At 66.6% G+C, this 13,539-nt stretch carries 9 protein-coding genes and 1 riboswitch; of the genes, 1 reads left to right on the top strand and 8 read right to left on the bottom strand.

Translation table 11 applies throughout. From position 1 onward, the window contains the following. Nucleotides 1-78: 78 nt before the first annotated feature. The 4 genes from rpmA to DBZ45_RS20160 all read right to left on the bottom strand — a co-directional run bounded on the left by rpmA (nucleotide 79) and on the right by DBZ45_RS20160 (nucleotide 6,345). A complete protein-coding gene (gene rpmA / locus DBZ45_RS20175) occupies nucleotides 79-342 on the bottom strand; it encodes a 50S ribosomal protein L27 (protein ID WP_003803426.1) in 264 nt (87 codons plus the stop codon). Between the two features lie 57 nt (nucleotides 343-399). After that, a complete protein-coding gene (gene rplU / locus DBZ45_RS20170) occupies nucleotides 400-708 on the bottom strand; it encodes a 50S ribosomal protein L21 (RefSeq protein ID WP_111905608.1) in 309 nt (102 codons plus the stop codon). Between the two features lie 327 nt (nucleotides 709-1,035). Beyond that, on the bottom strand, nucleotides 1,036-2,559 hold the full coding sequence (locus DBZ45_RS20165; RefSeq protein ID WP_111905628.1) for a bifunctional hydroxymethylpyrimidine kinase/phosphomethylpyrimidine kinase: 1,524 nt from the start codon (nucleotides 2,557-2,559) through the stop codon (nucleotides 1,036-1,038). A 54-nt stretch (nucleotides 2,560-2,613) separates the two neighbouring features. Beyond that, a riboswitch (TPP riboswitch) is annotated at nucleotides 2,614-2,710 on the bottom strand. Between the two features lie 218 nt (nucleotides 2,711-2,928). Then, nucleotides 2,929-6,345 (bottom strand): Rne/Rng family ribonuclease, encoded by a 3,417-nt coding sequence (locus tag DBZ45_RS20160; protein ID WP_111905607.1) that lies wholly within the window; start codon nucleotides 6,343-6,345, stop codon nucleotides 2,929-2,931. A gap of 457 nt (nucleotides 6,346-6,802) precedes the next feature. Here DBZ45_RS20160 and DBZ45_RS20155 point away from each other — a divergent pair, with 457 nt between their 5' ends. Beyond that, nucleotides 6,803-7,486: a vitamin K epoxide reductase family protein gene (locus DBZ45_RS20155; protein ID WP_111905606.1), complete on the top strand. Its 684-nt coding sequence runs from the start codon at nucleotides 6,803-6,805 to the stop codon at nucleotides 7,484-7,486. A gap of 103 nt (nucleotides 7,487-7,589) precedes the next feature. Here DBZ45_RS20155 and ndk read toward each other — a convergent pair whose 3' ends face one another. From ndk to ileS, 4 genes are read right to left on the bottom strand one after another with little or no spacing between them, the layout of a single operon-like run. Then, nucleotides 7,590-8,009, bottom strand: a complete 420-nt coding sequence (gene ndk / locus DBZ45_RS20150) for a nucleoside-diphosphate kinase (protein WP_111905605.1) — start codon at nucleotides 8,007-8,009, stop codon at nucleotides 7,590-7,592. Between the two features lie 41 nt (nucleotides 8,010-8,050). Further along, nucleotides 8,051-8,530, bottom strand: coding sequence for a DUF4233 domain-containing protein (locus DBZ45_RS20145; protein ID WP_111905604.1), 480 nt, complete (start codon nucleotides 8,528-8,530; stop codon nucleotides 8,051-8,053). Further along, entirely contained in the window at nucleotides 8,530-9,891 is a 1,362-nt protein-coding gene (locus DBZ45_RS20140; RefSeq protein ID WP_111905603.1) for a bifunctional folylpolyglutamate synthase/dihydrofolate synthase, read from the bottom strand. The genes DBZ45_RS20145 and DBZ45_RS20140 overlap by 1 nt, the downstream gene beginning before the upstream one ends. A 3-nt stretch (nucleotides 9,892-9,894) precedes the next feature. Next, on the bottom strand, nucleotides 9,895-13,236 hold the full coding sequence (ileS, locus tag DBZ45_RS20135) for an isoleucine--tRNA ligase (protein WP_111905602.1): 3,342 nt from the start codon (nucleotides 13,234-13,236) through the stop codon (nucleotides 9,895-9,897). Between the last annotated feature and the right edge of the window lie 303 nt (nucleotides 13,237-13,539).

Here is a 13,539-nt window from a genome sequence, read left to right as displayed (position 1 = left end):
TCCAAATCGATTGTAATGCGGTTAAAAGAACAGTGGAGCGAGCCATCATGGCCCGCTCCACCGGTTCAGAACTTGTTGTTACTCTGCAGCTGCAGCAGCAACGATGTTGACGACCCGACGGCCGCGGCGCGTGCCGAATTCAACGGCACCTGCCTGCAGGGCGAACAGGGTGTCGTCGCCGCCACGGCCAACGCCTGCACCGGGGTGGAAGTGGGTGCCGCGCTGGCGGACGATGATCTCGCCAGCGGAAACTACCTGGCCGCCGAAGCGCTTGACGCCGAGGTACTGGGCGTTGGAGTCACGACCGTTGCGAGTGGAGCTCGCGCCTTTTTTGTGTGCCATTTGGAATGCCTGCCTTTAATTCTTGAGACTGCGGGAAACCTGAACAGTAACCGGCGGTTAGTTGATACCGGTGATCTTGACCTTGGTCAGTTCCTGACGGTGACCCTGGCGCTTCTTGTAACCGGTCTTGTTCTTGAACTTCTGGATGACGATCTTCGGACCACGGAGGTCCTGGAGGATCTCAGCCGTAACAGTTACCTTGGCCAGGTCCGCAGCTGCGGAGGTGACCTTGTCACCGTCCACCAGAAGCAGCGCGGGCAGCTCAATGGTGCTGCCAGCTCCACCGGCGACGCGGTTCAGGGTAACGAAGTCTCCAACGGAAACCTTCTCTTGGCGGCCGCCTGCGCGGACAATCGCGTACACCACTTGGGAACTCACTTCTCTCGACGTTTATTACTAAATTTGCGTGCGGAAGCCAGGTCCGTAATTGGCCTGGTTCTCGCTGTGCCTCAACGCCGTGGATTCCCCGGGGGAACCCGTGAGCTATCCCAGGAACATGTCCGAGTGGACGATCCCGGGTCATAACCCAAGTGTTGGCGTAAGCACCGAAGATCTAGAATACGCTAATTCCGTCGTCGGCCGCAAATGAGGCTGGCAGCGGCGGGTTGTCCGTGATAAGCGCCACACAGGCCGCTTTCCCGGACATCCGATGCCGTGCGCGACTATCTTACCGGGTAGCGGCCCCGCTTCCGCTCAGCTGTGGCGGCTCGGCGCGTCGAAAAATTCCACCTCGTACTGGCAGGACTGCCGGAATGCGGTGAACATCGCTTCGCGCTCCCCCTCTGACGCGGCCCGGCCGGCGTCGTCGGCGATGTCGATGGCCTGCAGGGTGGCGGCAGCGAAGTCCTCGTCGGCGTAGGTCCGCAGCCACTCTGCGTACGGATGCCCGGCCTGCGCTCCGGCGGCCACATATTCGGCGTGCAGGGTCTCCCCCACCTCGGCGTACAGCCAGAAGCACGGCAGGACCGCGGCGACCAGCACCGCGTAACTGCCGCCAGCCGAAGCCGCCAGCAAATGATCGACGTAAGCCTTCGTGACCGGGCCCAGTTCCACCTGCACGGTTCGCGTGCTGAGCCAGGAGCGGTGCAGTTCCGATTCAACTTCCAGGCATTGCTGGGCGGAGCGTGCCCAAAACAGCTGCTCGGACTCGGTTGGCGCGAGCGCGCTGGCCCTGGCCAGGACCCGGGAGTAGCCGTTGAGGTATATAGCGTCCTGTGCTAGGTAGTACGCGAATTCCTTCTCCGCCAGGGTGCCGTCGGCAAGCCCGCGGATGAAGCCCAGGCCAAAGATGTCTTCCAGGTAGGAAATGGTCTCGGCGCGCAGCAGTTCCGCGAAGCCGCCGCTGGGCTCGGGCTGGGCTGCCGGTTCGGCCTGGCGGACGTGGTGGAAATGGTTGATCGGCCCGTTGCCGGCCCCGACCTCCAGCTGCCCGGACGTGCGGAGGGCCCCGGCCAGCCACGGTTTGACCGCCCGCAGGGAGGCTTCCCAGTCACCCAGCCGCGCCTGCGCCGTGGCCATGGCCGAGGAGAGCGAGCATCCGGTGCCGTGGCTGTTCCGCGTGCTGATCCGTTCGCCCGCAACCTCCACCACCTCCGCAGAGAGCAGCCCGGCCGTGTTCACGAGCGCGTCCGGGCAGCTTAAGCCGTTCAGGTGCCCGCCTTTGACGAGGACCGTGGCACCCGTCTGGTCCGCAAGCCGCCTGCCTTGGCCAAGGGCGGCGTCCCAGTCTGCGGCCTCAGGTTCCCCGAGCAGCATGGCCAGTTCGGGAAGGTTGGGGGTAATCAGGTGCGCCAGAGGCAGCAGTCTCCGCATAGCTGCCTCTGCAGACTCCTGGAGGAGGCGGTCACCGCTGGTAGCCACCATCACCGGATCGAGAACCACGACGCCGGGCCTCACCTTTTCGAGCCAGCCGCGGACGGCTGCGATCACCTGATCATCGCCCAGCATGCCGATCTTCACGGCGTCCACGTGGATGTCGTCGCTGACAGCGTCCAGTTGCGCCGACAGGAAGGAAGCCGGCGGAACATGCACGCCGCGCACGCCCGTGGTGTTCTGCGCAGTGAGGGCTGTTATTGCGGCCATCCCATAGCCGCCGTGGGCCGCAATGCTTTTCAGATCGGCCTGGATGCCTGCACCGCCGGAAGGATCCGAGCCTGCGATGGCCAGGACCCGGGGAACGTCGCGGGAGGTCTGAAGGGCCGGTTCGACCGTTTCCAGAAGCGACTTGCCGGCGGCCGCGGGTGCCGGCAGGAGTGAGGCTGATGACAGTGCTGATGACAAAGAAGACATCCCTTCGCCGGTGCTAACCGGACAGGTTCAACGGGTTTGGATCTCAGCCGGCCCTTGCGCGGCACCCCGTGTCAGTCCTCCAGCCTAGCGGTTCGGCCGGCCCGCGGGCCCAAATTTGACGTTTGCGACAGGCTTCCGCGGGCGCTCTTGTCCCCTGCCCTCTGCCTTCTGCCCTTCGCCGGCTGGCGGGTGCCCGGAACCAGAAAGGTCCGGCACCGCAGCCGCGGTGCCGGACCTTTCATGGGCGGGCTCGGAGGTGAGTCACCCCGAGTCCCGGGAGCTCAGAGTCCGCTTGGCCTACAGTTCTGAGGCGGGTACGCCGACCCCCAGGATGATCGGTTCGCTGGCCGGCTGCGGGGCCGCCTTGGGCGTCTGCGCATTGCCTGCCTCGGGTGCCTTGGCCTCGTGCGAGTGCCCGGCAGCTGCGGCCGGAGCTACCTCGTGGTGTTCCACGGATGTCTCGTTGGCTGCACCCTGGGGGCGACTGGCACTGCGGTTGCGGCGCGGACGGCGGCTGCGGGACGGTGCCGCGGGGCTTTCCACCGGCTGCCGTGCAGCAGGCTGGGCCGCGGGCTGGCTTCCAGTCTGCCGACCCTCCGGCTGCCGGCTTTCCGGGCGGACCTGCGCGGGGGCCTCGTCCTTGGCTTCCTCCTCTTCGGCGGGGGCAATCGGAGCACCCAGGTGCGCGAAGGCCTCCTCCAGGCGGTCCAGCGTCAGGGCCGGCGCTTCCTTGACCGGCTCCTCGCTGTGATCGACAAACGGAAGCACCACTTTCTCGCCGCCGAAGGTGAGCACTGCGCCGGGGCGTCCGGAGACGCTTTCCGTTTCCGGAGCGCGGTGCACCACGGGGCTTTCCGGTGCGGCGGCAGCGGATGCGGCGGGCCGGGCAGCCTCACCCGACGCTGCGGCACTGTGCGCAGCTTCTTCCTCATGCAGGTGTGCGGCGTGGGCCGCTGCGGCGATGTTGGCCAGCGCGGCGCGGGTCGCTTCAGCCTTGGCGTGGCGCTCAGCGTCCGACGGTTCGGGGTGGTGCGGCACGGTGGGGGCGGCCGGAGCTGCCTCGGAGGACGGCTGACCGCCCTTGCCGCGGCGGCGCTTCCGCTCTGTTCGGGCAGGGGGCTGGACCTCGGCACGGTGCACGTGGTGCTCCGCGGCCACGGTGTTGGCGCGGCGGTGCTCCACCGGCTCGTCATGGGTGACGACGCCCCGGCCCGCACATGCCTCGCACTGCTCGCCGAAGACTTCCAGGAGGCCGGTGCCCATGCGCTTGCGCGTCATCTGCACGAGTCCCAGGGACGTCACTTCGGCCACCTGGTGCTTGGTCCGGTCGCGGCCCAGGCATTCCACCAGACGGCGCAGGACGAGGTCGCGGTTGGACTCCAGCACCATGTCGATGAAGTCGATGACGATGATGCCGCCGATGTCACGCAGCCGCAGCTGGCGCACAACTTCCTCGGCAGCCTCAAGGTTGTTCTTGGTGACGGTCTCTTCCAGGTTGCCGCCGCTGCCGGTGAACTTGCCGGTGTTGACGTCAACCACCGTCATGGCCTCGGTCCGGTCAATGACCAGTGAGCCGCCGGACGGCAGGAATACCTTACGGTCGAGAGCCTTGTGGATCTGCTCGTCGATGCGCCAGGCGGAGAAGATGTCCTCGTCCTTGGTCCACTTTTCGAGCCGGCCCACCAGGTCCGGGGCGACGTAAGTGACGTAGGCCTCGATGGTGTCCCACGCTTCGTCGCCGGAGACGATCAGCTTGGAGAAATCCTCGTTGAAGACGTCGCGCACAACCTTGATGGTCAGGTCCGGTTCGCCGTAGAGCAGTTCGGGGGCGAGGACCTTGGTGGACTTCGCCTGGCTGTCGATCCCCTCCCACTGGGCACGGAGACGGTTGATGTCGTGGGTCAGCTCCTCCTCGGAGGCGCCCTCGGCGGCCGTGCGCACAATGACGCCGGCGTCCTCGGGGAGGCGGTCCTTGAGGATTCGCTTCAGCCGGTTGCGTTCGACGTCGGGCAGCTTGCGGGAGATACCGGTCATGGACCCGCCGGGGACGTACACGAGGTAACGGCCGGGCAGGGAGATCTGGCTGGTCAGCCGTGCACCCTTGTGGCCCACCGGATCCTTGGTGACCTGGACCAGGACGGAATCGCCGGACTTCAGCGCGTTCTCGATGCGGCGCTGCTTGCCTTCGAGGTTGACGGCTTCCCAGTTCACTTCGCCGGCGTACAGCACGGCGTTGCGGCCGCGCCCGATGTCCACGAAAGCAGCTTCCATGGACGGCAAAACGTTCTGGACCTTGCCCAGGTAGACGTTGCCGATCAGGGAGTCCTGCTGCGTCTTGGAGACGAAATGTTCGGCCAGGACGCCGTCTTCCAGGACGCCGATCTGGATTCTGTCGTCGCGCTGGCGCACGATCATCTGCCGGTCCACGGATTCCCGGCGGGCCAGGAACTCAGCCTCGGTGATCACCGTGCGGCGGCGGCCGGTGTCCCGCGATTCGCGGCGGCGCTGCTTCTTGGCTTCCAGACGGGTGGAGCCCTTGACGCTGGTGACGCGGTTGCTCGCCGGGGCCTCGCTGATGGTCCGCGGGGCGCGGACGCGGGTGACCGTGTTGGGGGGATCGTCGTCTCCGCCGCCAGTCAGTTCCAGATCCTGGTCGCCGCGGCGGCGGCGGCGGCGGCGGCGGGACGTCACGCCATCTTCGAGCGGCGCACCCTCGTCTTCGCCCGCCTCATCAGAGACTTCAGTGCCTTCATCGTCGTCGGTGATTTCACGGTCGGTCCGGCTGCGGCCGCGGCGGCCGCGGCTGCGCCGCCGGCGCCGCCCGCCGTCGTCGTCCTCCAGCTCGTCCTCGCCGTCCTCGGCGGCCGATTCCTCCTTCGCGGCGGAAGCGGCAGGGCGGACCACCGTGTTCAGGTCGGGGGCCTGGAAGATAATCGATGTCACGGACGACGGTTCCAGGAAAAGCGAGCCCAGGGGCGACTGCCCGCCGGCCTCTTCTTCGGCCTCTTCCTCGACGGCCGGCTCCTGTGCGGCCACGTCTGCAGCAGGGGCTGCGGTGGCGGGCGCTGCCTGGGTATCAGGGGCGCCGACGCCCGGGGCGGGCTGTTCAGCCGGACCGGCCGAAGGCACCTCAGTGGCTGTTCCGGTAGCCGCCGGAGCGGGTGCCTCGGCAGATTCCGCTGACTCAGCGGGGCTTTCGGCCAGCTCGGCGGCCTTGGGCTTTGTTGCCCGGCGGCGGCGTACAGGCTTGGACTCGGCGGCGGGCTCTGCGGCCGCCTGCTCAGCGGCAGCTTGCTCAGGGGCGGCGGGAACTGCCGCCGCCTCGACTGCCTGCTCCGTGACGGCTACCTGCGCGCCACCTTCCTGCACATCAACTTCGGCCCCGGCAGCTTCCGCAAACGCGGGCAGCGGTTCTTCGGCGACCTTCTTCCGGGCGCGGGTCCGGCGGACCGGGGTCTTGGCCGGGGCTTCTGCGGCCTCTCCGGCAGCCGGCTCCGGCACTGCCGTTTCAGGTGCTGCAGTTTCAGGTGCTGCGCCTGCAGGCGTCAGGGTTTCCGGAGCGGGCAGCTCCGACGCCGCAGTCTCCGTGTCCGCTGCTTCGGCCTTGGGCGTCGCCTTGCGGCGGGTCCGGGTGGCTTTCTTCGGGGCCTCAGCGGCGGCTTCGCCGGCGGCAGCCGGTTCTTCGTTGACGGCTATAACCTGGTCATTATCCATATGTGGCAACACTCCTGCCCCTGACGTGCCGCCACATTCGGCACCCATTGGGGCACATATTGTCAAAACCCGCAGGCATTGACAGAAGTCAATTGGATACCAGCAGGCTCGCACCGGCAGTGGGGTGCGGCAGGCCTGACAGGCCGGCGGGATTGTTACTGGAACCCGTTGTTTCTGACAACCACAACCAGGTGCCGTCCAATGGAAGGTGGGAGGCTGGATCTTCATTCCGAAGCCTGCACCACTGCTCATTGGCGGTCTTGGGAACAAGCCACCGGACTGGAGTTCGAATGTGGTTCGCGCTCCAGCCACGTTCATTCTCTCATATTGCCGTACAAATACGCTGTAATTGTGTGACAAGGCCGGTCAATGCCGCCGTTGCGTACGGGTACAGCCTGCGTCAAGCTGGCGGCGATACAATCTGGGCAGGAGCACCCCAGACAAAGGACGCCATCCCATGCCACGCACTTCGCCTTCCACAGGCACGGACTACGACCGCGACCAGCAGGAGGGTGCCCGGCCCGCCGCGGCTTCCGCCGGTGCCGCCGGGCCGGCCATGACACGCGACCGCCCCTTCGGCTGGCTGCTGGTCATCACCGGCGTTGTGGGCTGGCTGGCATCCGGCATTCTGGTGCTGGAAAAGCTTGAGGTCCTGAAGGATCCCAACCATGCCACCGTGTGTGACGTGAACCCCTGGATTTCCTGCGGGCAGGTCATGCAGACGTGGCAGAGTTCCGTCTTCGGCTTCCCGAACATGTTCATCGGAATAGTCGCCTTCGCCATCACCACCACCGTGGGAATGGCGCTGCTCGCCGGCGCCCGGTTCGCCCGCTGGTACTGGCTCGGGCTGCAGGCCGGCATCACCCTCGGCTTCATCTTCGTGGTGTGGCTGTGGTCGCAGGCGCTGTACTCCATCCACATCCTGTGCCCGTTCTGCATGGTGGTCTGGGCGGCGATGATTCCGCTCTTCGTCTGGGTCACCGTGCGGAACGTGGTCCACGGCGTGATTCCGGTGCCGGCAGGCCTGGCCCGGATCCTGGGCGACTCCGGCTGGATCATCACGGCGCTGCTCTACGTAGCCGTTATTGCGACTATCTTCTTCGCCTTCATCCAGGTGTTCGCCGGCACCTCGGGCTTCTAGTCACCGACTTCTAAACGAAAAAGCGCGAACTGGCAGCTAACGCCCTCAAAACCAGCTTTTCGGGGCATTAGCTGCCAGTTCGCGCTTCACCTGCAGTTTTAGGTTAGGCCTGGAACCAGATCTTGATTTCGCGCTCGGCCGAGTCCACCGAGTCAGAACCGTGGACGAGGTTCTGCTGGACCTTTAGGCCCCAGTCGCGGCCGAAGTCGCCGCGGATGGTGCCGGGGGCCGCCGTCGTCGGGTCCGTGGTGCCGGCCAGCGACCGGAAGCCCTCGATAACGCGGTGGCCCTCGAAGATCGCCGCCACCACGGGGCCGCTGAGCATGAACTCCACGAGCGGCTCGTAGAACGGCTTGCCCACGTGCTCCTCGTAGTGCTGCTCGAGCAGCTCCCGACTGGCGTTGGTCTTCTTGAGTTCGGCCAGGGTGTAGCCCTTGGCTTCGATCCTTTTGAGGATCTCACCGGTCAGGTTGCGGCTGACGCCGTCCGGCTTGATCAGGACAAGGGTGCGCTCGATGCTCACAGATGCTCCAATGAGGTTGGTTGTGGGTTTCGACGGTAAGTCTACGGGGTCTGGTCTGATCCTTCAGTGCCGGCGGCCTCAGTGCCGGCGGCCTCAGGGTGCGCGGCATCCCATTCAGCCTGCGCCCGGTCCCGCTGGGCGGATTCCCGGTCGATTCGGATGCCGGCCCGGATGCCGTACCACCAGGCGAGGGCGAACAGCGCGCCGACGAGGAACATCAACGGTTCCGCGAAGCCGCTCAGGATGAGCACCAGCTGCAGGATCCAGCCCAGCGCCACGCCCCACGGCTTGGACAGCACCGCGCAGGCGAGGATCAGCACCACGCTCAGTCCGATGCCCGCCGAGAGGATCAGCGCCGGGGAGATCTCGGCGCGGCGCAGGCCGAACACCGCCAGTGTTGCGAAGAAGACCACGAAGGCCTCCAGCAGCAGGACCGTCGAGGCGAACATGACCTTGGTGGACCGCCGCTTCTTGGGCATGCCCGGGCGCCATTCACGCTGGGCCTTGGTCAGACGGGCCATCAGTCGGCCGCCTTTCCAAGCAGGATGCGGGCGTCCGCCACCAGCGTGATGGAGCCGGTCACCAGCACGCCGCCGGCGAGGTCGTCATTGGCTTCGGCGCGTTCAACGGCCCACTCCAGCGCATCGTCCAGCTTCTCGGCGATGTGCACGTTTTCCTCGCCAAAACCGAGGTCGACGGCGAGCTCCGCGAGTTCCGCTGCAGGCACTGCCCGCGGGGAATTGGACTGGGTGAAGCAGAATTCCTCCGCGAGGCCGCCCAGGGATTCCTTGAGCTGGCGCAGGATCTCCTCGGCGTCCTTTTCCTTTAGCACACCCACGACGACCACCAGCTTGCTGAAGCTGAAGGCCTCCTGGATCGCCTCCGCGGACGCCCGGATGCCGTCCGGGTTGTGGGCAGCGTCCACGATGATGGTGGGGGCTGTCCGCACGACTTCCAGCCGGCCCGGTGACGAGACGGTGCCGAAGGCTTCCTGCAGGACCTCCAGGGACAGCTCCTTCTCGCCGCCGCCAAGGAATGCCTCCAGCGCGGCCACTGCCACGGCTGCGTTCTCGGCCTGGTGGGCACCGTGCAGCGGGACCATGAGGTCCGGGTAGCGGCCGGCGAGGCCCTGGACGGTCACCACCTGTCCGCCGACGGCGACCTGGCGGGATTCGACGCCGAATTCCACGCCTTCGAAGCGGAACGGCACCTGCACCTCTTTGGCCTTCTCCAGCAGGACCTGTGCGGCATCCAGCGGCTGGGCCGCGCTGACGAGGAAGCCGCCGGGCTTGATGATGCCGGCTTTCTCGTGGGCGATGTCCTCGGTGGTGTCGCCCAGCAGGTCGGTGTGGTCGAGGGAGATGGGTGTCACCACGGACACCTGGCCGTCGCCCACGTTGGTGGCGTCGGTGATGCCGCCGAGGCCCACCTCCATGATGGCCACGTTGACCGGCTGGTCGGCGAACACGGCGAAGGCCAGGATGGTCAGGCATTCGAAGTACGTCAGCCGGGGCTGGCCTTCGGCGGTGAGTTCGTCGTCGACGATCTGCAGGTACGGCCGGATCTCGTCCCAGATGCGCACGAACGTCTCGTCGGACACCGGCTCGCCGTCCAGGCTGATCCGCTCCGTGACTTTGGACAGGTGCGGGCTGGTGTAGCGCCCGGTGCTGAGGCCGTGGGCGCGCAGGCCGGCCTCGATCATCCGGGCCGTGGACGTTTTGCCGTTGGTCCCGGTGATGTGGATGATCGGGTAGGCCTTGTTGGGCTCCCCCAGGACATCCATGGCGCGGAACAGCGGCGCCAGTCTGGGCTCCATCTTGTTTTCCGGTGCGCGGCCCAGCAGCTCGGCGTAGACGCTCTCCACGGAGAACTCGTCGGTCATGTCTCAGGCCCCCACTTTTTCTACAGTGATCTGCGGTTCGGCAGCGTCGGCCGCCACGGCGTCCAGCTCCAGCGTCAGCGTTTCGGTCTTCACCAGCTCGGCGTTCGCCAGCAGGGCGTCGATGACGTTCTGTGCGGCGTTCACGCTGGTCCGGATCCGGTCGCTGACGTTCAGCCCGGCATCCTTGCGCGCCTGCTGGATGGCACGGACCATGTCACGGGCCAGGCCTTCGGCCTCAAGCTCGGGGGTGACCTCGGTGTTCAGAACCACGAAGCCGCCTCCGGGCAATACTGCGACAGAGGCAGAACCGCCGTCGGACTCTGCCACGACGGTTTCCAGGGTGTATTCCTGCGGCTCAAGCTCGAGGCCGCCGGCCGTGACCACCCCGGCTTCACTGACCGACCAGTCACCGGACTTGGAGCCCTTGATGGCCAGCTGCACGTTCTTGCCGAGGCGCGGACCGGCGGCGCGGGCGTTGACCACGAGCTTCTGCTCGATGCCGAACTCCTCCGGGGAGGCGCTGGCGGCATCCAGCAGCCGGACCGAGCGCAGGTTCAGTTCGTCGGCGACGACGGCGGCAAAGCCTTCCAGCGCATCTGCACCGGGTGCCACGACAGTGAGTTCCTGCAGCGGCAGGCGAACGCGCAGGTTGGCGGCCTTCCGCAGCGAGGAGCCCGTGGAGCAGATCTGCTGCACGCGGTCCATCGCCTCGACCAGCGCGGCGTTGGCCGGGAACAGCTCGGGGTCCGGCCAGTCTGCGAGGTGCACGGAGCGGCCGCCGGTGAGGCCGCGCCAGATCTCCTCGGAGACCAGCGGCAGCAGCGGGGCAGCCACGCGGCACACAGCTTCCAAGGCGGTGTACAGGGCGTCGAACGCATCGGCGTTCTCGTCGAAGAAGCGCTGCCGGCTGCGGCGGACGTACCAGTTGGTGAGCATGTCCAGGTAGCTGCGGAGTTCGTCGCAGGCGCCGGAGATGTCGTACGTGTCCAGCTGGGCGGTCATGTTCCGGACGAGGTCGCCGGTGTTGGCCAGCAGGTACTGGTCCAGCGTGTCCGCGTAGCCGTCGTACCGCAGCTGGGCGTCGTAGCCGTTCGCTGTTCCGTCCACTTTGTTCGATGCGTTCGTGTACAGCGTGAAGAAGCTGTACACGTTCCACAGGGGCAGGATGACCTGGCGGACGCCGTCGCGGATGCCCTGTTCGGTGACCACGAGGTTGCCGCCGCGCAGGATGGGGCTGGACATGAGGAACCAGCGCATGGCGTCGGAGCCGTCGCGGTCCAGCACCTCGGAGACGTCCGGGTAGTTGCGCAGGCTCTTGGACATCTTCTGCCCGTCGGACCCGAGCACGATGCCGTGGCTGATGACGTTCCGGAAGGCCGGGCGGTCAAACAGCGCGGTGGACAGGATGTGCAGCATGTAGAACCAGCCGCGGGTCTGTCCGATGTACTCCACGATGAAGTCGGCCGGGTTGTGGGTGTCGAACCAGGCCTCGTTCTGGAACGGGTAGTGCACCTGGCCGTAGGGCATGGAGCCGGAGTCGAACCAGACGTCCAGCACGTCCTCCACGCGGCGCATGACGGACTGGCCCTCTTCGGGGGTGCGGGGATCGTCCGGGTTGGGCCTGGTCAGTTCGTCGATGAACGGCCGGTGCAGGTCCACCTGGCCGTCCTTGTTCAGCGGCAGCCGGCCGAAGTCGGCCTCGATTTCGGCGAGCGAGCCGTAGACGTCGGTGCGCGGGTACTCCGGGTCGCTGGACTGCCACACCGGGATGGGGCTGCCCCAGTAGCGGTTGCGGCTGATGGACCAGTCGCGGGCGTTGGCGAGCCACTTGCCGAACTGGCCGTCCTTGACGTTGCCGGGGATCCAGTTGATTTCCTGGTTCAGCTCGGACATCCGGTCGCGGAACTTGGTGACTTCCACGTACCAGGAGGAGACGGCGCGGTAGATCAGGGGGTTGCGGCAGCGCCAGCAGTGCGGGTAGCTGTGCTCGTAGCTGGCCTGGCGGACCAGGCGGCCCTGGGCGCGGAGCACCTGGGTGATGGGCTTGTTGGCTTCGAAGACCTGGAGGCCGACGATGTCGTGCAGGTCGCCGTGCGCGAACAGGTGCAGGAACTTCGCGCCCTCGTCCACGGAGAGGACCACGGGGATGCCGGCCTCCTCGCAGACCTTCTGGTCGTCCTCGCCGTAGGCCGGGGCCTGGTGGACGATGCCGGTGCCGTCGGTGGTGGTGACGTAGTCGGCAACGAGGAACTGCCAGGCGTTCTGGGTGCCGTACTTTTCCGTGTCTGCGAAGTCGTGCCACAGTGGCTCGTAGGTGAGCCCTTCGAGCTCCGCGCCCGTGTGGGTGGAGGTGACGGCGGCGGCAGCGGCGGCCGCGCCAGCGGCACCATCACCGTACCCCAGGTCCTTCGCGTAGGTGCCCAGCAGGTCCTCCGCCAGCAGGAAACTGCCGGTGACGGGCGCCTCCGCCGAGGCGGCCTTGACGCCGTTCGGTCCGGCGGGCACCACGGCGTAGCTGATGGAAGGCCCGACGGCGAGCGCCAGGTTGGTGGGCAGCGTCCAGGGCGTGGTGGTCCAGGCAAGCGCCTGCACACCGGCCAGCTGCTTGGACAGTTCCGACTCCCCCGCCTTGACGGGGAAGGTCACCGTGACGGTCTGGTCCTGGCGGTTCTTGTAGACGTCGTCGTCCATGCGCAGCTCATGGTTGGACAGCGGCGTCTCGTCCTTCCAGCAGTACGGCAGCACGCGGTAGCCGTTGTAGGTCAGGCCCTTCTCGTGCAGCTGCTTGAAGGCCCAGAGCACGGACTCCATGTACTCGACATTGAGCGTCTTGTAGTCGTTGTCGAAGTCCACCCAGCGGGCCTGGCGGGTGACGTAGGCCTGCCACTCGTTGGCGTATTTCATCACGGAGGCGCGGCAGGCGTCGTTGAACTTGTCGATGCCCATGGCCTCGATCTGGGTCTTGTCCGTCATGCCCAGCTGCTTCATGGCTTCCAGCTCGGCGGGCAGGCCGTGGGTGTCCCAGCCAAAGCGGCGCTCCACGCGCTTGCCGCGCTGGGTCTGGTAGCGACCCACCAGGTCCTTGGCGTAGCCGGTCAGCAGGTGGCCGTAGTGCGGCAGGCCGTTGGCGAAGGGCGGCCCGTCGTAGAAGACGAATTCGTTGCTGCCGGGGGTTCCGCCGGGAAGGTCGGCGCTGCGCTGGTCGATGCTGGCCTGGAAGGTGCCGTCCTCGTCCCAGTACTTGAGGATCCGCTCCTCGATCTCCGGGAACTTCACGGAGGCGGACACTCCTGCAGAGGAGCCCGGACCGGACGGGGCTGCTGAGGCCTTGGGGTAATACGTCATCTCGAACATCCTGGGTTGAGCTGGTGAACAAATTCAGGATGCGAGGACGGCGCACGCACAGTCCTGCGACTGCACCGGCACCGCGGTACCACCTCACTTACCGCTGCCTACTCCAAGGGAGTTCGACGACGGCCGCTCATTGCTGCTGTGACGGGCTTACCCGTCCGGTTCTACTGGCCTGGTCCCCGCGGTCGGTTGTGCGCACCGCGGGCCGGGTGTTCTTCCGGAAGCTCACCGGTGATGGCCGGGTCAAAGCTGCTGGCTCCAGTCTAACTGCTCAGGCAGGGGCGGCCACAACCATCC

This window comes from Arthrobacter globiformis, from assembly GCF_003261175.1.
GTDB classification, from domain to species: domain Bacteria; phylum Actinomycetota; class Actinomycetes; order Actinomycetales; family Micrococcaceae; genus Arthrobacter; species Arthrobacter globiformis_A.
Note: the sequence above shows the minus strand (reverse complement) of the source record. Positions and strands in the feature narration are given on the sequence as shown.